The sequence below is a fragment of the Streptomyces speibonae genome (genome assembly GCF_984686075.1).
On record NZ_OZ480260.1, the window covers coordinates 4,152,924 to 4,174,999 of the forward strand.

Below are 22,076 nucleotides of genomic sequence, written 5' to 3' on the forward strand. Positions count from 1 at the left end.
GCACGAGCCGGGCTCGTCGGCAGGTTGCCGGAGCGGCTGCGGCATGTTGCGTTGGTAAGCCTTGATCAGCGTTGCTCAGCTTTTCCCGGGCGGTCCCCACGATCGGGGCGGGATTGCGTTCCATTCTACCGGTAGCGCTGACATCGATGGGGGTTTGCGGGCACCTGAGTCCGCATGTGCCGCCCTCAACCGGTCTCGTCCGACTCCCGATATGCGGATGGGGGCTCCAAGAGCCCCACGAGGGCACTCAGCGCTTCCGGCCGTCAACCCTTTGCTACTTCGGAGTCAGGTGGCGATTCGCAACCGTGTGCGGTCCCCCGCCGAAACGGGTAGCGACGGTGCGAACGCACCGTTGAGAAGCCCTGATGTGAAGTCGGTCACGTGGGGCAGGAGGGGACGGAAACGCCGCCCGGTCACCCGTACGTGTCACCGGGGCCGGCGCTTCCGGGGGCGCGCAGGGGCCCGAAGCGGCGGGCGGGACCGGCGGGGCCGACCACCTTGATCAGCCGCACCGTGCCGTGCCCCAGGTCCTCGTTCAGCCGCGCCACCAGGGTCGGCGCGAGCAGCCGCAGATTGGTCGCCCAGGCCGTGGAGTCGCAGCGCACGACCAGCACCCGCTCGTCCTCGTCGTAGCGCTCCGGCTCGCAGTGCTTGGCCACGTCCTCGCCGACGATCTCGGGCCAGCGCCCCATCACCCCGCCGACCGCGGCCGGGGCCTCCCAGCCGCGCTCGGTGAGCAGCCGGTTGATCGCCGCGCCCAGCGCCATGGGGTCCCGCCCGTCGGCGCGCGCGCCGGAGCGCAGTCCGCCGCGCCGCGCCTGCTTCTTCTGCTGCGCCGCATCTCCCCGCGCGCGCGCCGCCTCCCTGGCCGCGCGCAGCGCCACGCGTGCCAGGTCGACCCCGGAGGGCTCGGGAGTCCTGCCGGCCCCGCCCTCGGGCGGCTCCTGCCCGCTCATACGCGCTCCACCGTCCCCTCGGCCACGGCGAACCGCGTACCCGCCAGCACATGAGGTACGTCGTCGTCCACGGCGGCGGTCACCAGCACCTGCTCACCGGGCGCGACCAGCTCGGCCAGGCGCTCCCGGCGGCGCGTGTCCAGCTCGGCGAAGACGTCGTCCAGCACCAGCACCGGCTCGTTGCTCTCGGCGCGCAGCAGGTCGTACGAGGCCAGACGCAGCGCCAGTGCGTAGGACCAGGACTCGCCGTGCGAGGCGTACCCCTTGGCGGGCATCTGCCCCAGCTTGAGGAGCAGGTCGTCACGGTGCGGACCGACCAGGGTGACGCCGCGCTCGATCTCCTGCTTGCGGACCTCGGCCAGCGCGGACATCAGCTGCTCGAACAGGTCCTCGCGGGTGTGGGCCTCGCCGGGCGCGGACGGCCGGTACTCCAGCGCCACCGGCCCGCCGCCGGGTGCGAGCTGCTCGTACGCCTTGTCGGCCAGCGGCTGCACGGCGGCGATCAGGTCCAGGCGCTGCGCCAGCAACTCGGCACCCGCACGCGCGAGGTGCTGGTCCCAGACGTCGAGCGTGGACAGGTCCAGGGTGCGCCCGCCGTGCCGGCGGGCCAGCGCGGCCGACTTCAGCAGTGTGTTGCGCTGCTTGAGCACCCGGTCGTAGTCGGAGCGGACTCCGGCCATGCGCGGCGCCCGCGCGGTGATCAGGTCGTCCAGGAACCGGCGCCGCTCACCGGGATCGCCCTTGACCAGGGACAGGTCCTCCGGCGCGAACAGCACGGTCCGTACGATCCCGAGCACGTCCCGGGGCCGCACCTGCGAGGACCTGTTGACGCGGGCGCGGTTGGCACGCCCCGGGTTGAGCTCCAGCTCGACCAACTGCTGACGCTCCCCCTGGCGGACCTGGGCCCGGATGACCGCGCGGTCGGCTCCCATGCGGACCAGCGGGGCGTCGGAGGAGACCCGGTGGCTGCCGAGGGTGGCGAGGTAGCCGATCGCCTCGACGAGGTTCGTCTTGCCCTGCCCGTTGGGGCCGACGAAGGCCGTCACCCCCGGGTCGAGCGGGACCTCGACCCGGGGATAGGAGCGGAAGTCGGCCAGCGACAGATGCGTGACGTGCATGGTCGTTTCGCCGACCTCCCCCGGCGCTGTGGACCGCCGAACGGTCCTGTGGACAGATGCGTTGAATACGTGCGTGCCCTGTGGACTACTTCTTCTCGACCGCGTGGCCGCCGAACTGGTTGCGCAGCGCCGCGATCATCTTCATCTGCGGCGAGTCCTCCTGGCGGGAGGCGAACCGCGCGAACAGCGAGGCCGTGATCGCCGGCAGCGGGACCGCGTGGTCGATCGCGGCCTCCACAGTCCAGCGTCCCTCACCGGAGTCCTGTGCATAACCCCGGAGCCCGTCCAGGTGCTCGTCCTCGTCGAGGGCGTCGACCGCGAGGTCCAGCAGCCAGGAGCGGATGACGGTGCCCTCCTGCCAGGAGCGGAAGACCTCCCGGACGTCGGTCACCGAGTCGACCTTCTCGAGCAGCTCCCAGCCCTCGGCGTAGGCCTGCATCATGGCGTACTCGATGCCGTTGTGGACCATCTTCGCGAAGTGCCCCGCGCCGACCTTGCCGGCGTGCACCGAACCGAAGTCGCCCTCCGGCTTGAGGGCGTCGAATATCGGCTGCACCTTGGCGACGTTCTCCTTGTCGCCGCCGTACATCAGCGCGTAGCCGTTCTCCAGGCCCCAGACGCCTCCGGAGACGCCGCAGTCGACGAAGCCGATGCCCTTGGCCGCGAGCTCCCGGGCGTGCTTCTCGTCGTCCGTCCAGCGGGAGTTGCCGCCGTCGACGACGACGTCGCCCGGCTCGAGGAGTTCCGCGAGCTCGTCGATCGTGGACTGGGTCGGCTCGCCGGCCGGGACCATCACCCACACCACACGCGGTCCGGCGAGCTTGTCCACAAGCTCCCGCAGGCTGTGCACATCGGCGAGGTCCGGGTTGCGGTCGTATCCGTGGACGGTGTGGCCTGCGCGGCGGATCCGCTCGCGCATGTTGCCGCCCATCTTGCCGAGGCCGACGAGACCGAGCTCCATCAGTTGTGTTCCTTAGGTATGCGACGTGGCGTGACGACACGTACATGACGTACGTGCCCGGCGTCCGAGCCTAAACCCGGACGCTCGCGCACATCTGTGGGCATACGCGCTCACACGCATCCCCTCTCACCTGCGGCTATCCACGCGCAGATGATCGGCCGCCGAGGACCTCGGACGCCCGGAACGTCAGCCGCTGAGCCGCACGGGCATGATCAGGTACTTGTAGGCCTCGTCCGCCTCCGCGTCGACGGCCGGGCGGCCGCTGAGCAGTGCGGGCTTGGTGGACGTGGTGAACGACAGTTGCGCCACCGGGGAGTCGATGGCGCTCAGGCCGTCCAGCAGGAACGTCGGGTTGAAGGCGATCGAGATGTCGTCGCCCTCCAGCTGGGCGTCGACCCTTTCCACAGCCTGTGCGTCGTCGCTGGAACCGGCCTCCAGGATGAGCACGCCCTGCTCGAAGCTCAGCCGCACCGGGGTGTTGCGCTCGGCGACCAGGGCCACGCGCTTGACGGCCTCCACGAAGGGGGCGGTCTCGATCACGGCGACGCTGTTGAACTCGGTCGGGAACAGCGTGCGGTACTTGGGCAGGTCGCCCTCCAGCAGCCGCGTGGTGGTACGGCGGCCGGCCCCCTCGAAGCCGATCAGGCCTTCGCCCGCGCCCGAGCCTGACAGCGCAAGGATCACCTGGTCACCGCTGGTCAGCGCCTTGGCGGTGTCCTGGAGCGTCTTGGCGGGCACCAGGGCGACCGCGGAGACCTCCGGGTTCTCCGGCTTCCACAGGAACTCGCGGACCGCGAAGCGGTAGCGGTCGGTGGAGGCAAGCGTGACGGTGTCACCCTCGATCTCGATGCGCACACCCGTGAGGACGGGCAGCGTGTCGTCTCGGCCGGCCGCGATGGCGACCTGCTGGACGGCGGAGGCGAAGACCTCGCCCGGGACCGTGCCCGTCGCGTTCGGCATCTGCGGCAGGGCCGGGTACTCCTCCACAGGCAGTGTGTGGAGGGTGAACCGCGAGGAGCCGCACACCACCGTCGCCCGTACACCGTCTGTGGAAATCTCCACCGGCCGGTTGGGGAGGGCCCGGGAGATGTCGGCCAGCAGCCGGCCGGAGACCAGGACCGTGCCCTCCTCCTCGACCTCCGCCTCCACCGACACCCGCGCGGAGACCTCGTAGTCGAAGCTGGACAGGCTCAGCTGGCCGTCCTCGGCCTTCAGCAGCAGGCCGGCGAGGACAGGGGCCGGCGGACGGGCCGGGAGGCTGCGCGCCGCCCAGGCCACTGCCTCCGCGAGTACGTCGCGTTCCACCCGGATCTTCACTGTTGCCGCCTCCTGCTGTTGCCGGCGCTTCTCGCCCTGCCTGGCTTCGTCGTCTGACTCGGTGTCGTCGGCCCCCGGGAGGGGAAGAACACCGGGGACCAGTCTGACGCACCGCACTGACAGTAGGTGCCCCTCGGGGTCAAGTCGTGACGAGTGGCAGTCGGGGCTCGGAGAGCGAGTTGTGCACAGGACCCCCTTCGAAACGAATTCCTCGCTCTCTATGGTCGGGAGTAGTAGTAGGGCCTGTGGATACCGTGGATAACCTTGTTCTCCCAGCTCAGAGGCGGTTTTTTGTCCACGGGTCCTGTGGGCGGAGCCCGTGGACAACCAGGCCCTTCTGTGGAGAACGGAAAGTTCTGCACACCCCGTGCACAGGCAGGGGCCAGTTGTCCCCAGCTCCGTCCCCAGCTTTGCGGACCTTTCCCACAGCCCCCTGCGGCACCTTGATGTGACGCCTTTCACTCGCCCCGGTGAGAGAGCGCGTCGCGTTGCCGAACAGTGGACAGCCATGTGGAGAAGTGGCCGATCACTGGGGACAACCGGGCCCGGCCTGTGGGTTGTCCGTGGACAACTTGATGCACAGGGTGTGGATCACGGCTTCGTCCACAGTCTGTGGAGATCGTTCGTCCACGAATCCACAGGCGCTTGAGCTGGCCCGATGACGTCCCGGCACCCCTTGCTGTGGACAAGATCGGGACAACTTCCCGGTCCCCAGGATGTGGACGGGAAAAAGTCACCGAATCTGTGGAGGACGGCCGTAACCCGGCTCCGGAATCGAACACCGCCGGGCGGTCGGTGCACGGCCGGTGCATGAAGAAGGGCGCCTCCGGATCCCTCCGGAGGCGCCCTTGTGCGTCCTGTGGGCCGTCAGCCGGCCTTGATGCGGTTGGTGAGCTCCGTGACCTGGTTGTAGATCGAGCGCCGCTCGGCCATCAGATTGCGGATCTTCCGGTCGGCATGCATCACCGTGGTGTGGTCGCGGCCGCCGAACAGTGCGCCGATCTTCGGCAGGGAGAGGTCCGTCAGCTCCCGGCACAGGTACATGGCGATCTGCCGGGCGGTGACCAGCGCGCGGCCGCGCGAGGTGCCGCACAGGTCCTCCACGGTGAGCCCGAAGTAGTCGGCGGTCGCGCCCATGATGGCCGTCGACGTGATCTCGGGGGACGAGTCGTCGCCCCCGGGCATCAGGTCCTTGAGGACGATCTCCGTCAGTCCCAGGTCCACCGGCTGCCGGTTGAGCGAGGCGAACGCCGTCACCCGGATCAGCGCGCCCTCGAGCTCACGGATGTTCCGCGAGATGCGGGAGGCGATGAACTCCAGCACCTCCGGAGGGGCGTTGAGCTGTTCCTGGACCGCCTTCTTGCGCAGGATCGCGATGCGCGTCTCCAGCTCCGGCGGCTGGACGTCGGTGATCAGGCCCCACTCGAAACGGTTCCGCAGCCGGTCCTCCAGGGTGACCAGCTGCTTGGGCGGCCGGTCGCTGGAGAGCACGATCTGCTTGTTGGCGTTGTGGAGCGTGTTGAAGGTGTGGAAGAACTCCTCCTGCGTCGACTCCTTGTCCGCGAGGAACTGGATGTCGTCGACGAGCAGGATGTCCATCTCGCGGTAGCGCTTGCGGAAGCTGTCGCCCTTGCCGTCGCGGATGGAGTTGATGAACTCGTTGGTGAACTCCTCCGAGCTCACGTACCGCACGCGCGTGCCCGGGTAGAGGCTCCGCGCGTAGTGTCCGATCGCGTGCAGCAGATGCGTCTTGCCGAGCCCCGACTCCCCGTAGATGAACAGGGGGTTGTACGCCTTCGCGGGTGCCTCCGCGACGGCGACCGCGGCCGCGTGCGCGAAACGGTTGGAGGCACCGATGACGAACGTGTCGAACAGGTACTTCGGGTTCAGCCGTGCGGTCGGCTCACCGGGACCTGGCGCCGGGGCGGGCTGCGCCGCGAGGGGGCCGGGCGCGCCGGTGGTGGGCAGGTTCGGGCCCACGGGGCCGCCGCGGTGGACGTGGCCCGAGCCGGAGGGCGGATCGGGCAGTTCGCGGCGCCGGGCGTCGCGCTGGTCGTAGTCGCCGCGCGGCGCGTCGTAGTCGGAGCGCGGCTGGTCGTAGGGCGGCCGCTCCATCGGCTGCGGGCGGTAGTCCTGCGCGGGCGAGCCGCCGTAGCTCTCCTGTGAGCTGTACGCGTCCTGGTTGCCGTAGGAGTCCTGCGGCGGCGAGGCGTACGGGTCCCGGTCGGGAAAGCCGAGGCGCGGCTGCTGCCAGCCGTACTCCTCCTGCGCCGGCCGCGGCCACGAGCCGGGCTCCGGGCGCTGGTACTCCGAGGGGTAGGCGGGGCGTGCGGTGGGGAGCTGGTCACCGGAGGGGCCCGGCTGCTGGTCGGCGCGGCGCCGGCCGTATCCCTCGTATCCGTCGTACGACTCGCGCTCCTGCCGGTCGGGCCGCTCGCGGTGATCACGGTGATCGGAGGAGTGGTCCGGGCGTTCGGGGTGCTCCTGGCGCATGGCGGGGAGCTCCGGCTCCTCGTACCGCGGCTGCGGCCGGGGCGCCGGCGGGGCCGGGGGCTCGCCCGCGGTCTCGTCGACGGTGATCGCGATCCGGATGGGGCGGCCGCACTCGCGCGTCAGGGTCTCGCTGACGATGGGGGCCAGGCGGCCCTCGAGCACACCCTTGGCGAACTCGTTCGGCACGGCGAGCAGCGCGGTGTCGGCGACCAGGGCCAGCGGCTGGCAGCGCCGGATCCAGTGCTCGTCCTTGCCCTCGACCCCTTGTCCGCGCCCCTCTCCGAGTAGCTGTTCCATTACGCGTGGCCACACTGCGGCAAGATCGGCAGGTACGTCAGCCACAGGGCACGCTCTCTCACAGGTCCCTCGATCGTGTGAAGCGAGAGACGGGTCGGGATGTAAATCGGGTGGTGAAGGGTCAAGGGAACGAATCGGAGTCCAGTCACGGTAGTCAGCGCGGCCGGTACGGTTCAAGTTGTTGTCCCCAGGCTGTGGACAAGTGTCTCCCGGCAACCGCTGGTTTGACCGATTGACGCAGCCGCGCGTACCGTAACGAGGTCGAGTTGTCGATGGCTGCTGCCGCCTGCCTCCGATGGGCACAGATCGCGCAAGATGATCGGTCAGCGGTGCACTGGGGCGTAACGCGAGCTACTCGTGGGCGCACGGTGACAGCCAGGACGGCACCCCGCAAGAACCGATTTCTTCTGGAGCCCCCGAGTGAGCAAGCGCACCTTCCAGCCGAACAACCGTCGCCGCGCCAAGACCCACGGCTTCCGGCTGCGTATGCGCACCCGTGCCGGCCGCGCGATTCTCGCGTCCCGCCGCAGCAAGGGTCGCGCCCGTCTGTCCGCCTGATCCCGGTCAGGTCATGACGTCGTGCTGCCCACCGAGAACCGGCTGAGGCGGCGCGAGGACTTCGCGACCGCGGTACGACGGGGGCGCCGGGCCGGGCGCCCGTATCTCGTCGTCCATCTTCGTAGCGGTGCAACGGACCCGCATGCGCCTGGGGAGAATGCTCCCCCGCCGCGTGCGGGTTTCGTCGTGAGCAAGGCCGTGGGCGGTGCCGTGGTGCGCAACAAGGTGAAGCGCAGGCTTCGCCATCTGATGCGCGAGCGAGTCGACCGGCTGCCCCCCGGTAGCCTGGTAGTCGTACGAGCGCTGCCCGGTGCGGGTGACGCCGACCATGGACAGCTGGCCCGAGACCTGGATGCCGCTTTGCAGCGGCTGCTGGGAGGGGGCGCGCGATGAAGTACCCGCTGCTGGCTCTGATCAAGCTCTACCAGTGGATGATCAGTCCGCTGCTGGGGCCGGTATGCAAGTACTACCCGTCGTGTTCCCACTACGGCTACACGGCCATCGACCGGCACGGTGCCCTCAAAGGCACCGCACTCACGGCCTGGCGCATCCTGCGGTGCAACCCGTGGTCGCTGGGTGGTGTGGACCATGTCCCGCCGCGCAAGCGTCCGCGGTGGCACGAAATGTTGCGTAACGCCTGGCGTGCACGCAAGGGCGGGACCTCCGCCGCCGAACCGGCCACCGAAGGACAGACTCCTTCCGAACGTCCGACGAGTCCTTCGAGCCCGGCCGCAGAGACCTCGTCCCATGCCCAAGGAGCATGATTAGTGGACACGATTGCCAGCCTCTTCAGCTTCATCACAACACCTGTCTCCTGGGTCATCGTCCAGTTCCACAGCGTGTACGGCGCCGTCTTCGGCCCTGACACCGGGTGGGCCTGGGGCCTGTCCATCGTGTCCCTGGTGATCCTGATCCGTATCTGCCTGATCCCGCTCTTCGTGAAGCAGATCAAGGCGACGCGTGCGATGCAGACGCTCCAGCCGGAGATGAAGAAGATCCAGGAGCGCTACAAGAACGACCGGCAGCGCCAGTCCGAAGAGATGATGAAGCTCTACAAGGAGACGGGCACCAACCCGCTCTCCTCGTGTCTTCCCATCCTGGCCCAGTCGCCGTTCTTCTTCGCCCTCTACCACGTGCTCAACAGCATCGCGTCGAACGACACCATCGGCGTGATCAACGAGCGTCTGCTGGAGAGCGCGCAGAAGGCCCACATCTTCGGTGCCCCGCTCGCGGCGAAGTTCACGGACAGCTCGGACAAGGTCGAGGCGCTCAACTCCTCGCTGACCGACGTCCGCGTCGTCACGGCGATCATGATCGTGCTGATGTCGCTGTCGCAGTTCTACACGCAGCGCCAGCTGATGACGAAGAACGTCGACACCTCGGTGAAGACGCCGTTCATGCAGCAGCAGAAGATGCTGATGTACATCTTCCCGGTCATCTTCGCCGTCTTCGGCATCAACTTCCCGGTCGGTGTCCTCGTCTACTGGCTGACCACCAACGTGTGGACCATGGGCCAGCAGATGTACGTCATCCACAACAACCCGACCCCGGGCTCCAAGGCTCAGGCCGCGTACCTGGAGCGCCTGTCCAAGCACGTCACCCGGCACGGCAAGACCCGCAATCGCCGTGAGCGCGCCATCGTCAAGGCCATCGTCGCCAAGGGCCGCGACCGCAACGAGTACGAGCGCAAGTTCATCAACGGCCTGAGCAAGGCGGGGCTGGCCGCCCAGCCCGACGGCGCGGTGGTCAAGAGCGAGAGCAGCGCCGTGGACCAGACCGAGGACGGCACGCCGACCACCACCGCTCCCAAGCGGCAGCAGCCGAAGAGGCAGAGCAAGTCCCAGCGCCAGGCCGGGGCGTCCAAGGCGGCGGGTGAGACCACCTCGCTGACGAAGTCCGGCGAGCCGCAGAGCGCCAAGCCCGCCCCCGCTGCCAAGAAGGGCAACGCCAAGCCCGCCGGCGGTACCCGCAGCAAGGCCCAGTCCGGACAGCGCAAGGGCCCGCAGCGCCCCAAGTCCCCGTCCAAGAAGTAAGAAGGAGTCCATCCCGTGACGGAAGGCACCACCGCCGCCGCTGCCGAGGGCGCAGACACCCTGACCCGCCTGGAGCAGGAGGGCGAGATCGCGGCGGACTACCTGGAGGGTCTGCTCGACATCGCCGATCTCGACGGCGACATCGACATGGACGTCGAGGCCGACCGCGCCTCTGTCTCGATCATCAGCGACACCGGCAGCCGTGATCTGCAGAAGCTGGTGGGCCGGGACGGTGAGGTGCTGGAGGCGCTCCAGGAGCTCACGCGTCTGGCCGTGCACCGGGAGACGGGGGACCGCAGCCGCCTCATGCTCGACATCGCGGGCTTCCGGGCCCGGAAGCGGACCGAGCTGTCCGAGATCGGAGCGAAGGCCGCCGCCGAGGCCAAGAGCAGCGGCCGGCCGGTGAAGCTCGACCCGATGACGCCGTTCGAGCGCAAGGTCGTGCACGACGCGGTCAAGGCGGCCGGCCTGCGCAGCGAGTCCGAGGGCGAGGAGCCGCAGCGCTTCGTCGTCGTACTTCCCGCCTGATCGGTCCCCTCCATTCCACCGGCCCCGTCTGTTGCGCAGACGGGGCCGAATTTTGTCAGCCTGATAGTTCTGGTGCCGGCGCCCTGTGCCGGCACGGTACGGAAGGACGGTCCCCCGTGACGGAGGCAGCGGAGCTTCCCCCCGCGCCCGAGCAGGCCCGCGAGGTGTTCGGTGATCGCTTCGCGGACGCGGTCCGCTACGCGGAGCTGCTCGCCGAGGCAGGTGTGCAGCGTGGCTTGATCGGTCCGCGCGAGGTACCCCGCCTCTGGGAGCGGCATCTGCTGAACTGCGCGGTGCTCTCGGAAGTGGTGCCCGAGGGCGTGACGGTGTGCGACGTCGGTTCGGGGGCCGGTCTGCCGGGCATCCCCCTGGCGCTGGTACGTGACGACCTCAAGATCACACTCCTGGAGCCGCTGCTGCGGCGCACCAACTTCCTGACCGAGGTCGTCGAACTGCTCGGCCTGGACCACGTGACGGTGGTACGCGGCCGCGCCGAGGAGGTCATGGGGAAGCTGCCGGCTGTGCACGTGGTGACCGCTCGTGCCGTTGCTCCGCTCGACCGCCTTGCCACGTGGGGCATCCCCCTCCTGCGGCCGTACGGCGAGATGCTCGCGCTCAAGGGTGATGCCGCCGAGGAGGAACTGAAGAGCGCGTCGGCGGCGCTGAGCAAGCTGGGTGCCGTGGCGACATCGATCGTGCATGTGGGCGAGGGCGTCGTGGACCCGATGTCCACCGTGGTGCGGGTCGAGGTCGGTGAGAGCCCCGGCGGTGTGCGTTTCGCCGCCAAGCGTGCGAAGGCGGCCCGCACCGGCCGGGCCCGACGGCGGCGCGGCTAGCGGACGCCGTGTGTCCGACGAGGGGTGCTCAGGCGGAAGGCCGGCCTACTCCGAGGGCCGGACGTACTCCACATAAGCTGCCAAACCTGTGCATTCCGGAGTGTCGCGGCAGCGCCGCCTCGGCCGCTGTGCATCGTGTTTCACGTGAAACGTCGCTCACTGCTGCACGGCATCATCAGTCGGGGCCGCGCTGCGGCCGAACCCCGTGACCGGAAACCTCTCGGCGCGCTCGGAGAGGGGCCCGGTCCCGACGAAACATCGGCCTCCCCGAGGGGCACGGAGTTGTCCACAGAGGTGGATTTCTCCACAGAACGTCAGGCCTCACTGGTTCACGACCCCGAAGGCATGGGAGGCTCTGTTCATTGCGAGCCTGAAGTCGAGGAGAGTGAATCCTTGCGGTCCGACGCCAACATCGCGGGACCGATGACCGATCCGGTCCCCGGTCCCCGTACCGAATCGACGGGGGTGGATGTTTCACGTGAAACACCGCCTCCGATGGACGACACTCCCATCGGTCGAGCCGCCCAACTGGCGGTGGAGGCTCTGGGCCGTGCCGGTGAGGGGCTGCCGCGGCCCGAGCAGACCCGCGTCATCGTGGTCGCCAACCAGAAGGGCGGAGTCGGCAAGACGACGACCACGGTCAACCTTGCCGCTTCGCTGGCCCTGCACGGCGCCCGTGTCCTGGTGATCGACCTCGACCCTCAGGGCAATGCGTCCACGGCCCTGGGGATCGACCATCACGCCGAGGTCCCCTCCATCTACGACGTACTGGTGGAGAGCAAGCCTCTGGCGGATGTCGTTCAGCCGGTCCCCGATGTCGAGGGACTCTTCTGCGCACCCGCCACCATCGATCTCGCCGGTGCGGAGATCGAGCTGGTGTCCCTGGTGGCGCGGGAGAGCAGGCTGCAACGGGCCATCCAGTCCTATGAGCAACCACTGGACTACATCCTCATCGACTGCCCGCCCTCCCTCGGACTGCTCACGGTCAACGCTTTGGTGGCCGGGCAGGAGGTCCTGATTCCGATCCAGTGCGAGTACTACGCGCTGGAGGGCCTGGGGCAGCTGCTGCGCAATGTCGATCTGGTGCGGGGGCACCTCAACCCCGCCCTGCATGTATCGACGATCCTGCTCACCATGTACGACGGCCGGACGCGGCTGGCGTCCCAGGTCGCCGACGAGGTGCGCACCCACTTCGGCGATGAGGTCCTGCGGACGAGCATCCCCAGGTCCGTCCGTATCTCGGAGGCGCCCAGCTACGGGCAGACCGTGTTGACCTACGATCCTGGATCGAGCGGTGCCCTCTCCTACTTCGAGGCGGCACGAGAGATCGCGCTGCGAGGCGTCGGCGTCCGTTATGACGCATCGCAGGCGCACATCGGCGCACAGCAGAATGATCCGAACATGGTGGAGGGCGTCCAGTGAGTGATCGACGGAGGGGACTGGGCCGTGGTCTCGGTGCCCTGATCCCTGCTGCCCCGACGGAGAAGTCGGCGCCGCCGGCCTCCCTGGGAGGTACGGCGTCCACGTCTCCTGCGGCGGTCCCGCTCCTGCCGCACGAGCGTGGGGTGGCTGCCGCGAAGGTGGCCACACTGTCCTCTGTTTCACGTGAAACGGAGGAGCCCGCGACGACGGGTGCCGCGGGTGTGCCCGCGCCGCCCATGGGCGCGCACTTCGCCGAGATCCCCCTCGACGCCATTACGCCGAACCCCCGGCAGCCGCGGGAGGTGTTCGACGAGGATGCCCTGTCCGAGCTCATCACCTCCATCAAGGAGGTCGGTCTCCTCCAGCCCGTCGTCGTACGGCAGGTCGGTCCCGGGCGCTACGAGCTCATCATGGGGGAACGGCGGTGGCGGGCCTGTCACGAGGCGGGGCTGGAAGCCATCCCGGCCATCGTGCGGGCCACGGACGACGAGAAGCTCCTTCTGGACGCGCTGCTGGAGAACCTGCACCGCGCCCAGCTGAATCCACTGGAAGAAGCGGCCGCCTACGACCAACTGCTGAAGGACTTCAACTGCACGCACGACCAGCTGGCCGACCGCATCGGCCGGTCCCGGCCGCAGGTGTCGAACACGCTGCGGCTGCTGAAGCTCTCCCCGACCGTTCAGCGCCGGGTCGCCGCCGGCGTGCTGTCCGCCGGACACGCACGCGCGCTGCTGTCCGTCGAGGACTCCGAAGAGCAGGATCGGCTGGCTCACCGGATCGTGGCCGAGGGGCTGTCGGTGCGGGCGGTCGAGGAGATCGTCACCCTGATGGGCTCCCGGCCTCAGAAGGCTCAGCGTGCCAAGGGTCCCCGGGCCGGTGCGCGTGTGTCGCCCGCACTGAATGATCTGGCGACGCGTCTGTCGGACCGCTTCGAGACCCGGGTGAAGGTCGACCTCGGCCAGAAGAAGGGCAAGATCACCGTCGAGTTCGCCTCCATGGAGGACCTGGAGCGCATCCTCGGCACACTCGCCCCGGGTGAGGGTCCGGTTCTGCAGCAGAGCCTGGCGGACGACGACTCCGTGGAGGCCGAGTCCTGAGCTGTCGGCGTCCCAGCCGGTCAGTCGACGAGGGCGGCCCGTGTCCGGGTTACCGGAACACGGTCCGCCCTTTGCTTTTTGTCGGTATCGACGGAATCGCTTCGTGGTTACGATGCGGTCGTAGATGGCGCATCCTTCGGGCAGTACCTCTGAGACCAAGGCAGGGGCCATGCGAAAGACGAGCCGCACCGGACTGCTGTACGCGGGACTGGGGGTGGGTGCCGTCAGCGGCTTCGTCGGCAGTCTGCTCAGGGAATGGAGCGCTCTGACAGCCGCCCGCGAGGCAGCGGGCGAAGGAAGCGAGGAACAGCCTTCATGGGCCGTCGGCTCGTACCGCTCACGCTGGACAACCTTCAGGACCTCCCCCAGCGCTGCCGCTCGTGCGTCTTCTGGGAGCGTGACCCCGTCAGCGGCGAGGCAGCGGTAAAGGCGGGAACCGCCGCGCTCGAGAAGGAGTCCTGGATCTCGGCCGTCCTGCTGGACTGGGGATCCTGCGGCAGGGTCGTCTATGTCGACGACGTCCCGGTGGGCTTCGTTCTCTACGCCCCGCCCGCCTATGTGCCCCGCTCCATGGCGTTCCCCACCAGCCCGGTGTCGCCCGATGCGGTGCAGCTGATGACGGCGTTCATCCTGCCCGAGTACCAGGGGCAAGGCCTGGGGCGGGTGATGGTGCAGACCGTGGCGAAGGATCTGCTGCGCCGCGGGTTCAAGGCGATCGAAGCCTTCGGCGATGCGCGCTGGAAGGAGCCCGCCTGTGTCCTGCCCGCGGACCATCTGCTGGCCGTGGGGTTCAAGACGGTCCGCCAGCACCCCACCTACCCCCGGCTCAGGCTGGAACTGAGGACGACCCTCTCCTGGAAGGAAGATGTGGAGATGGCGTTGGACCGGCTGCTCGGTGCCGTGCAGAAGGAGCCGGTGCTGCGCCCGCTCTGACCTCGCACCCCCGACACCGGCGCACCTCACGCGAATGGGCCGACCCATCAGGGCCGGCCCATTCGTGTTTCACGTGAAACATCCACCGCCCGCAGGCGGTGAGCTGTCACTCCGCGATGAAGTCCTCGAGGTCGCGCACGATGGCGGCCTTCGGCTTCGCACCGACGATGGTCTTGGCGACCTCACCATCCCGGTACACGTTCAGGGTCGGGATGGACATGACGCCGTACTTGGCAGCCGTACCCGGGTTCTCGTCGATGTTCAGCTTGACGACCTCGATCTTGTCTCCGTACTCGGAGGCGATGGCCTCGAGGGACGGAGCGATCTGACGGCACGGACCGCACCAGGCGGCCCAGAAGTCCACCAGAACGGGCTTGTCGCTCTTGAGGACGTCCTGCTCGAAGGAATCGTCGGTCACATGCTTCAGGGTGCCGGCCACGGCGGGCTCCTTAACTGGTTGGTGCAGGGGGCGGGTGGTGGTCAGACAGCGGTCTTCTCGGGCTCGGGCTTCTCACCGTCCGTGAGAGCGGCGAGGTAGCGCTCGGCGTCGAGGGCGGCGGCACAGCCGGTACCGGCCGCCGTGATCGCCTGGCGGTACGTGTGGTCGACCACGTCGCCGGCGCCGAAGACGCCGGTGACATTGGTGCGGGTCGACGGCGCGTCGACCTTCAGGTAGCCCTCCTCGTCCAGCTCCAGCTGGCCCTTGAAGAGCTCGGTGCGCGGGTCGTGGCCGATCGCGATGAACAGGCCGGTGACCGGCAGGTCGGAGAGCTCGCCGGTCTTCACGTTGCGCAGCTTCAGGCCCGAGAGCTTCTGGTCGCCCTGGACCTCGGCGACCTCGCTGTCCCAGATGAACTTGATCTTCGGGTCGGCGAAGGCGCGCTCCTGCATCGCCTTGGAGGCACGCAGGGTGTCACGGCGGTGGACGATCGTCACGGACTTGGCGAAGCGCGAGAGGAAGGTGGCCTCCTCCATCGCGGTGTCGCCGCCGCCGATCACGGCGATGTCCTGGTCCTTGAAGAAGAAGCCGTCACACGTGGCGCACCACGAGACACCGCGTCCGGAGAGGGCGTCCTCGTTCGGCAGGCCGAGCTTGCGGTGCTGCGAGCCGGTGGCGACGATGACGGCCTTCGCCTTGTGCACGGTGCCGGCGGTGTCGGTGACGGTCTTGATCTCGCCGGTCAGGTCGACGGCTACCACGTCGTCCGGGACCAGCTCCGCACCGAAGCGCTCCGACTGGGCACGCATGTTGTCCATGAGCTCGGGGCCCATGATGCCGTCCTGGAAGCCGGGGAAGTTCTCGACATCGGTGGTGTTCATCAGCGCACCGCCGGCGGTGACAGCTCCCTCGAACACCAGCGGCTTCAGCGACGCACGGGCGGTGTAGAGAGCCGCCGTATAGCCGGCGGGCCCCGAGCCGATGATGATCACGTTACGGACGTCGCTCACGGCTTGATTCCTCGTCTCTGGTCAGCGTCGGTCGACCGGGGGAGCTTCTTGCGAACCTCTCACCCCACCCAACGGATCCTAAGGGGCGGGCATTCCCGCTGTGCCCGGGCACACGGATACACCCCCCGGCTGACAGGGGTGGGCCACACCGTAGGGGACATCACGCAGGGGGCGCGGACCGGGCGGCGATCGTCAGCGCGTGTAGGAGTGCTGCAGCAGAACCTTCGCCGTGGTGGACGAGGAGGGGTTGCTCACACACGTCGACTCGACGAGGTACGCGATCACCCGGGTGTCGTCCGACGTGTCGGGAAGCACGACGAGCAGCGCGTCCTCTCCCCTGTAGACACCGGGCTCTGCGGCGAGGGCGGCATCATCCCGGCCGATGCCCTCGCGGACGCACTCCGGCACCGAGGGCGCTTTCAGAACCCGGGGATTCGCCGCGTCCGCCTCCGATTCCAGGCCGAAGGTCCGCGGGGAGGCGGAATCCTTGCCCGTCTCCTGGTTGCGGGCCAGGAGGTCGGTGACCTGCTTTTCGAGCTTCTCCTCGGAGAAGGTGTCCGAGGCAGTCGTCCGGCGCGCGTCGTCGGGCCCAGCGTCGTCCTTCAAGGACGACAGCACCACGGTTCCGAGTCCCAGCGCCGCGACGGTGAACACGGTCCCCAGGACGGCGATCCGCCGGCGCCCGCTCCGCAGGCGGCCCTTACGGCCCGGCCCCGTGGTGGAGGGGCGAGGACGTCCGGACGGCCGGTCCGAGGGCATCGATGTTTCACGTGAAACATGCGAGGGATCCGCGTCGGACGGTGCGGGAGACGCGGCCGGGTCTTCCTCGGCGGTCCCGGGAGCGGGGGTGGTGGCGTGCAGCAGGGCTTCCGCGGCCAGGGCCGCGTCGATCCGCCCCGCCACCTCGGCGGGCATGCGGGGCGGTCCCGGTACGGCGCCGAGGAGGCCCCGGATCTCCTCGAGTGAGGCATGGACATCGGCGCAGAGTTCGCACGCGTCCAGATGCCGGCGTACCTCTGTGCTCCGGGCCGTCGGGAGGAGTCCCTCGGTGAGGTCGGAGATCTCCGCGACGTCCGGGTGCTCCGCCATGTCATTCGTCGACGTCACGCTCGCCCACCTCCGCCCTTCGCTGCAGCCGGGTCATTCGATCCTGTGTCCTGCGGGTCCGGTCGCCGATGACCCGCTGCAGGTGGGACGGACGTCCCGGGCTTCCGGTTCCGTGTCTCTCCCGTCCGGGGCTCACCGGTGCCGTCCGGCCGTAGGTGGGTGAGGAGGGGCAGGAGTCTGGCTCTGCCCCGGGCGCAGCGGCTCTTCACGGTGCCGGTGGGCACATCGAGGATGCGGGCGGCTTCCGCGACCGGGTAACCCTGCATGTCCACGAGGACGAGCGCGGCACGCTGATCGGGCGGGAGGGTGCCCATCGCCTCGATGAGCTGGCGGTGCAGATCATTGCGTTCGGCGGGCCCCGCGGCGGACTCGTGGGGCTCGAGGAGCTGGTCCAGGCGCTCAGGGTCGTCGACCGGTGCGGTCTTGCGGGAGGCGGCCTTCCGGGCACGGTCCAGACAGGCGTTCACCGTGATCCGGTGCAGCCACGTCGTGACGGCCGACTGGCCCCGGAAGGTGTGGGCGGCCCGGTAGGCGGAGACGAGGGCGTCCTGCACGGCGTCAGCGGCTTCCTCGCGGTCGCCCAGCGTGCGCAGGGCCACCGCCCAGAGCCGGTCGCGGTGCCGGCGCACGAGCTCGCCGAAGGCATCCGGGTCGCCCTTCACATGGAGCGTGAGCAGCTCCTGGTCACTCGCCCCTTCGAACGCGGCGCCGTCCGCCATCGGCCGTCCTCCCCTGGTCGCAGAAGGCCTAGCTGCTGACCTTGACGTCCACGACACGGCCACGGAAGGTGCCGTCATTCGTCGGCGGCAGCTCGGTCAGCCACACCAGAACGTACCGGGACTCGACCGCCTTCTTGGGCTCGAGGGTCACCGCGGAGCCGGATCCCTCGGCGACCTTGGAGTAGCCGTCGAAGGAGGTGGGCCGGGTGTCACCGGAAGCGGCGCGCAGTTCGACCGAGGTGTCCCCCACGAAGGAGACGGTGACCTTCCCGACGTTCTGGCTCTTGCCGAGATCGAGGATGACACCGACACCGGGCTTCAGCCGTCCGAAGTCCGCGCTCAGGTAGTAGTCCGTCTGCCAGTACGTGTCGGGCGCGCTGTCGTACACCTTGCCCACGTCGCCCGGCTTCTCGGAGCCGTCGCTGCCGAACGGGTCGAAGTCCTTCGCTCCCTGGATCGCTATCGGCTTGCTGACGGGCTTCTTCGGGCTCTTGTCGTCGCCCTCCGTGGTCTGGGTCTTGTTGGTGTCGTCCGCCTTACCCCCCTGCTCCATGAGGGCGTCCGCGAGCTGCCAACTGCCCAGGCCCAGCGCGGCGATCAGCAGGCCCGAGACGGCCCACTTGAGCGCCTTGCCCGTGCGGCTCTGCAGCGGGGGCGGCGGAACCGGCGTCGGCTGGGTGACACCGGGACGCGGCGCCGGCCGGCCGTAGCTGCCCTGCTGGTACGTGGTGCGCTGGAAGTCGGGCGGGGCGGTGAACGCCGGCTCCGGCGGGCGGATGCGGGGCATCTCGCCGATCGCCTTCACCAGTTCCTCCGGTGTGGTGCACGGCGATTCGTGGCGGGAGGCGGTGGCGCCGTCGTTGGCGAGCGCGCGCATGGCCAGCTCGGACAGACCGCGGTGCACACCGGCCCGCACCTGGTCGGGCGGGATCAGACCGATGTCCTTGGGCAGGCCCGACATGCCGTAGGCGTCGCTCTCGTACGGCCAGCGCTGGGTGAGCGCCGCGTAGAGGAGGGCGCCGATGGACTCGGTGTCGGTGCGCTGCGGGGTGTCGGAGCTGATGCCGCGCAGGGCCGCGTTCACGGCGAGGCCGCGGATGCGCCACTGGCCGGTCGAGGTACGCAGCACCGCGTTGGGGTTGAGCCGCAGATGGGCGAGGCCCTCGCGGTGCGCGGCGGCCATGGCGGCGGAGATCTGACTGACCATCTGGTAGGCGTCGTACACCTCCAGCGGACCGGCCGCCAGCAGCGTGGTCAGCTCGGTGGCGTCGGGAAGCCACTCGTGGACGACATAGACGAGGTCGTTCTCCTCGACGGCATCCAGCACCTGCACGAAGCGCGGGTCCCCCAGCAGGGCGGAGGAACGGGCCGCGGCCAGCACGGAGCGGGCACGGGAGTGATCGGCGGGCAGGACGTGCACCCCGACGGCGCGGCGGAGCATCTCGTCCACGGCACGCCAACTGCTGAATCCGTCCAGACGGGTGACGCACTCTTCGAGGCGGTAGCGTCTGGCGAGCTTGTGGCCGCTGTGCAGTTCGGGCGGCGACGTCTTACCGGAGCCCTCGGCCCCGGTGCTCTCCTGTGCCTCGTCGCTGTCCGTGTCCCGCTCCCGGTTCTTGGCCACCCCGTCGGCCGTGGACTGGTCCGCCTGTGCGGTCAGCGGCTGCTCGCCGCTGTTGTCTGCCACGTCGACGGCAGCTGTGCTCCGTTCCGCCACCGTCGTTCCCTGCCTCCCCATCCATTGCGCGTCGGCCGGCGTCCGTCGCGCGCCGTCCGACGCCGAAACCAATTGTGCCCACAGTCCGCCGCTATGCACGACACACAAGGGCCGTTGATGGTTGTGCGCCTACCCCCCGACTCAGCGTCCCAGGCGTCCGCGCACCATACCCACCAGAGAGTTCACCTCATCAATACGCATGCGGCGGGCCGCCACGTAGAAGATGCCGAGCAGAACTGCCCCTCCGCCGAGCAGCGCGGCGAACGAGCCCAGGACCCCCTGGCCCAAAGACTGACTGATTCCGTAGCAGGCCGCGCCGCTGAGCAGGGCGGCCGGCACGGAGGCGATGCACAGCCGTGCGTACGTCCGCAGCACCCGGGCGCCGTCCAGATCCCCGCCCAGCCGCTGGCGCAGCCGCTGCCACGCGACGCCCACACCGATCACGTAGGCCAGGCCGTAGGAGGCGGCCATGCCGACCACGGCCCAGCGGGGCGGGAGCAGCAAGAAGCAGATGCCCGAGGCGATGGCGTTGCCCGCGGCCACGATGACCGTGTTGTAGAAGGGGGTACGGGTGTCCTCGTAGGCGTAGAAGGCCCTCAGGACGACGTATTGCACCGAATAGGGGATCAGGCCGAGGCCGAAGGCCATCAGCATGTAGCCCATGTTGGTGGCGGCGCCGGTACCCGAGGAGCCGAACATCAGCGTGCACATCGGGATGCCGAGGGCGACGAAGCCGAAGGCGACCGGCACGATGGCGACGGCCGTGGTGCGCAGGCCCTGGGAGATGTCGTCGCGGACGGCGCCGGGGTCGTCGTCGGCCGCCGAGCGCGAGATGCGGGGCAGGAGCGCGGCCATCAGGGAGACGGTGATGATGGCCTGGGGCAGGCCCCAGATCAGCTGGGCGTTGGAGTAGGCGCTGAAGCCGGTGCCGGCGATGTTCGTGTCCTTGACCGACGCGGTGGCCAGCTGGGAGACGACCAGGGCGCCCGCCTGGTTGGCGAGGACGAAGAGGATGGTCCACTTGGCGAGCATGGCGGCCTTGCCGAGCCCGTGGCCCTTCCAATCGAAGCGCAGGCGGATACGGAAGCCGGTCTCACGCAGATACGGCACCATCGCCAGGGCCTGGACGACGAGCCCGAGCAGGACGCCGACGCCGAGCAGCCGCAGCCCCTCCGGCGGGATGTTGGTGACCTTCATGTTCGAGTCCGCGGCGGTGCCGTAGACCCAGATGAACGTGCCGAGGGTGACGATGATGACGATGTTGTTCAGGACCGGGGTCCACATCATCGCGCCGAACCGGCCGCGGGCGTTGAGGATCTGACCCATCACCACGTGAATGCCCATGAAGAAGATCGAGGGCAGGAAGAAGCGGGTGAAGGTGACGGCGACGTCGTTGGCCGCGGGGTCATTGGCGACGGGTACCGACAGCGCGCGCACCAGGAGCGGGGCGGCGAGCCACGCGAGGGCGGTGAGGGCGGCCAGGGCCACCATGACGAGGGTCAGCAGGCGGTTGGCGTAGGCCTCGCCCCCGTCCTCGTCGTCCTTCATCGCCCGCACCAGCTGCGGCACGAAGACGGAGTTGAGGCCGCCGCCGACGGTCAGGATGTAGATCATCGTCGGCAGCTGGTAGGCGATCTGGAAGGACTCGCCCAGAAGAGCGAGGCCGAGCGCCGAGACGATCATCGCGGAACGGATGAACCCCGTGAGGCGGGAGACCATCGTGCCCGCCGCCATCACGGCGCTCGACTTCAGCAGGCCTCCGGCCCGGCCGCCCTTCTTGGGCGCGGCGGCGGGGGGCGCCTCGGGGGCCGGAGCTTCGGCGGCGGGCGGCGGTGTGGCACCCGCGTAGTGGCCGGGTGTGGGGGACGCGGGCCCCGGCACCGGTGCGGGCGCGTAGTGCTGCCCGCCGCTCACCGGCGCGTGTCCGCCGCCGTGCTGCTGAGGGTAGGCACCGTCGTGCTGCTGGGAGTACCCACCGCCGTGCTGCGGCGGGTACCCACCGCCCTGCTGGGGCGGGTAACCGGTGCCCTGCTGCTGGTCCGGGAAGGCTCCGCTCTGCTGTTGGTCGCGGAAGAGGTGCGCGAAGGCGTCCGGTTCGTGGCGCTCGTCGCCGGCCTGGCCGACCAGGTCGTCCACGCCCACGAACTGCGTCGTACGCGGGTCGTCGCCGTACGGCAGGTACTGCGTGGGGCCGTCCGGCTCGGGTGCGGGCGTTCTCGCCCACACCCGCGGGTCGGGGGCGTACGGCGACTGGGGCGGCTGCCCGTACAGCGGCTGCTGAGGGGGGTGGGCGCCCGGCGGGGGCGGCGGGTGCGCGGCGCGGTCGTACAGCGCCTCACCGACCGGGTCCTGGGCGGCGATGTCCTGCGCGCGGTAGGGATCCTGATCGTAGGCGTCCTGGACGTACGGGTCCGGGGGCGGCTGCGGCACCTGGCCGTGCCCGGGCGGCGGACCCTGTGAGGGGTCCGACTCGGGGTGGCCCGAGTTGCCCGCGGCATGGCCGCGGTCACCGTCGTACGGCGCGTTCATGGCTAC

At 69.3% G+C, this 22,076-nt stretch carries 20 protein-coding genes; 9 read left to right on the top strand and 11 right to left on the bottom strand.

Translation table 11 applies throughout. The features are described from left to right. Nucleotides 1-413: 413 nt before the first annotated feature. The 5 genes from AC5L3C_RS18750 to dnaA form a co-directional block, all read right to left on the bottom strand. Nucleotides 414-956 carry a DciA family protein gene (locus AC5L3C_RS18750; protein WP_493649988.1) on the bottom strand — a complete coding sequence of 181 codons (543 nt, stop codon included), beginning with the start codon at nucleotides 954-956 and terminating at the stop codon, nucleotides 414-416. Beyond that, entirely contained in the window at nucleotides 953-2,074 is a 1,122-nt protein-coding gene (recF, locus tag AC5L3C_RS18755) for a DNA replication/repair protein RecF (protein ID WP_493649989.1), read from the bottom strand. The genes AC5L3C_RS18750 and recF overlap by 4 nt, the downstream gene beginning before the upstream one ends. Nucleotides 2,075-2,159: 85 nt before the next feature. Beyond that, nucleotides 2,160-3,035: a phosphogluconate dehydrogenase (NAD(+)-dependent, decarboxylating) gene (gene gnd, locus AC5L3C_RS18760; protein ID WP_125505336.1), complete on the bottom strand. Its 876-nt coding sequence runs from the start codon at nucleotides 3,033-3,035 to the stop codon at nucleotides 2,160-2,162. A 186-nt stretch (nucleotides 3,036-3,221) separates the two neighbouring features. After that, nucleotides 3,222-4,352 (bottom strand): DNA polymerase III subunit beta, encoded by a 1,131-nt coding sequence (dnaN, locus tag AC5L3C_RS18765; protein WP_030820091.1) that lies wholly within the window; start codon nucleotides 4,350-4,352, stop codon nucleotides 3,222-3,224. An 867-nt stretch (nucleotides 4,353-5,219) separates the two neighbouring features. Beyond that, nucleotides 5,220-7,187, bottom strand: a complete 1,968-nt coding sequence (gene dnaA, locus AC5L3C_RS18770; RefSeq protein ID WP_493649990.1) for a chromosomal replication initiator protein DnaA — start codon at nucleotides 7,185-7,187, stop codon at nucleotides 5,220-5,222. A 375-nt stretch (nucleotides 7,188-7,562) separates the two neighbouring features. On the opposite strand from dnaA, the gene rpmH reads away from it, so the two are divergent. The 9 genes from rpmH to AC5L3C_RS18815 all read left to right on the top strand — a co-directional run bounded on the left by rpmH (nucleotide 7,563) and on the right by AC5L3C_RS18815 (nucleotide 14,549). Continuing rightward, the gene (gene rpmH, locus AC5L3C_RS18775) at nucleotides 7,563-7,700 is read left to right on the top strand and encodes a 50S ribosomal protein L34 (protein WP_003956500.1); all 138 of its coding nucleotides are present in this window, start codon (nucleotides 7,563-7,565) and stop codon (nucleotides 7,698-7,700) included. A 21-nt stretch (nucleotides 7,701-7,721) separates the two neighbouring features. Further along, nucleotides 7,722-8,093, top strand: a complete 372-nt coding sequence (gene rnpA, locus AC5L3C_RS18780; RefSeq protein ID WP_493649991.1) for a ribonuclease P protein component — start codon at nucleotides 7,722-7,724, stop codon at nucleotides 8,091-8,093. Continuing rightward, nucleotides 8,090-8,464 carry a membrane protein insertion efficiency factor YidD gene (yidD, locus tag AC5L3C_RS18785; protein ID WP_493649992.1) on the top strand — a complete coding sequence of 125 codons (375 nt, stop codon included), beginning with the start codon at nucleotides 8,090-8,092 and terminating at the stop codon, nucleotides 8,462-8,464. Before rnpA ends, yidD begins: the two co-directional genes overlap by 4 nt. 3 nt (nucleotides 8,465-8,467) lie before the next feature. Further along, nucleotides 8,468-9,733 (top strand): membrane protein insertase YidC, encoded by a 1,266-nt coding sequence (gene yidC, locus AC5L3C_RS18790; RefSeq protein ID WP_493649993.1) that lies wholly within the window; start codon nucleotides 8,468-8,470, stop codon nucleotides 9,731-9,733. Between the two features lie 15 nt (nucleotides 9,734-9,748). Then, nucleotides 9,749-10,261 carry a Jag family protein gene (locus AC5L3C_RS18795; RefSeq protein ID WP_125505341.1) on the top strand — a complete coding sequence of 171 codons (513 nt, stop codon included), beginning with the start codon at nucleotides 9,749-9,751 and terminating at the stop codon, nucleotides 10,259-10,261. 116 nt (nucleotides 10,262-10,377) lie between these two features. After that, entirely contained in the window at nucleotides 10,378-11,097 is a 720-nt protein-coding gene (rsmG, locus tag AC5L3C_RS18800) for a 16S rRNA (guanine(527)-N(7))-methyltransferase RsmG (protein ID WP_493649994.1), read from the top strand. A gap of 345 nt (nucleotides 11,098-11,442) precedes the next feature. Beyond that, on the top strand, nucleotides 11,443-12,519 hold the full coding sequence (locus AC5L3C_RS18805) for a ParA family protein (protein WP_125505343.1): 1,077 nt from the start codon (nucleotides 11,443-11,445) through the stop codon (nucleotides 12,517-12,519). Then, nucleotides 12,516-13,616, top strand: coding sequence for a ParB/RepB/Spo0J family partition protein (locus tag AC5L3C_RS18810; protein ID WP_493649995.1), 1,101 nt, complete (start codon nucleotides 12,516-12,518; stop codon nucleotides 13,614-13,616). The genes AC5L3C_RS18805 and AC5L3C_RS18810 overlap by 4 nt, the downstream gene beginning before the upstream one ends. A gap of 315 nt (nucleotides 13,617-13,931) precedes the next feature. Further along, nucleotides 13,932-14,549 carry a GNAT family N-acetyltransferase gene (locus tag AC5L3C_RS18815; protein ID WP_125505345.1) on the top strand — a complete coding sequence of 206 codons (618 nt, stop codon included), beginning with the start codon at nucleotides 13,932-13,934 and terminating at the stop codon, nucleotides 14,547-14,549. 106 nt (nucleotides 14,550-14,655) lie between these two features. On the opposite strand, the gene trxA is transcribed toward AC5L3C_RS18815, so the two are convergent. From trxA to murJ, 6 genes are all read right to left on the bottom strand, one after another. After that, nucleotides 14,656-14,988, bottom strand: coding sequence for a thioredoxin (gene trxA, locus AC5L3C_RS18820; protein ID WP_125505346.1), 333 nt, complete (start codon nucleotides 14,986-14,988; stop codon nucleotides 14,656-14,658). Between the two features lie 41 nt (nucleotides 14,989-15,029). Next, nucleotides 15,030-15,998 carry a thioredoxin-disulfide reductase gene (trxB, locus tag AC5L3C_RS18825; RefSeq protein WP_493649996.1) on the bottom strand — a complete coding sequence of 323 codons (969 nt, stop codon included), beginning with the start codon at nucleotides 15,996-15,998 and terminating at the stop codon, nucleotides 15,030-15,032. Nucleotides 15,999-16,190: 192 nt separating this feature from the next. Continuing rightward, complete coding sequence (locus AC5L3C_RS18830) at nucleotides 16,191-17,105, bottom strand: anti-sigma factor family protein (RefSeq protein ID WP_493649997.1); 915 nt, start codon at nucleotides 17,103-17,105, stop codon at nucleotides 16,191-16,193. Continuing rightward, complete coding sequence (gene sigM, locus AC5L3C_RS18835) at nucleotides 17,102-17,824, bottom strand: RNA polymerase sigma factor SigM (RefSeq protein WP_493649998.1); 723 nt, start codon at nucleotides 17,822-17,824, stop codon at nucleotides 17,102-17,104. The genes AC5L3C_RS18830 and sigM overlap by 4 nt, the downstream gene beginning before the upstream one ends. Nucleotides 17,825-17,852: 28 nt before the next feature. Further along, nucleotides 17,853-19,541: a protein kinase family protein gene (locus AC5L3C_RS18840; protein WP_493649999.1), complete on the bottom strand. Its 1,689-nt coding sequence runs from the start codon at nucleotides 19,539-19,541 to the stop codon at nucleotides 17,853-17,855. Nucleotides 19,542-19,682: 141 nt separating this feature from the next. Continuing rightward, nucleotides 19,683-22,070, bottom strand: a complete 2,388-nt coding sequence (gene murJ / locus AC5L3C_RS18845; RefSeq protein WP_493650000.1) for a murein biosynthesis integral membrane protein MurJ — start codon at nucleotides 22,068-22,070, stop codon at nucleotides 19,683-19,685. Nucleotides 22,071-22,076: the final 6 nt, after the last annotated feature.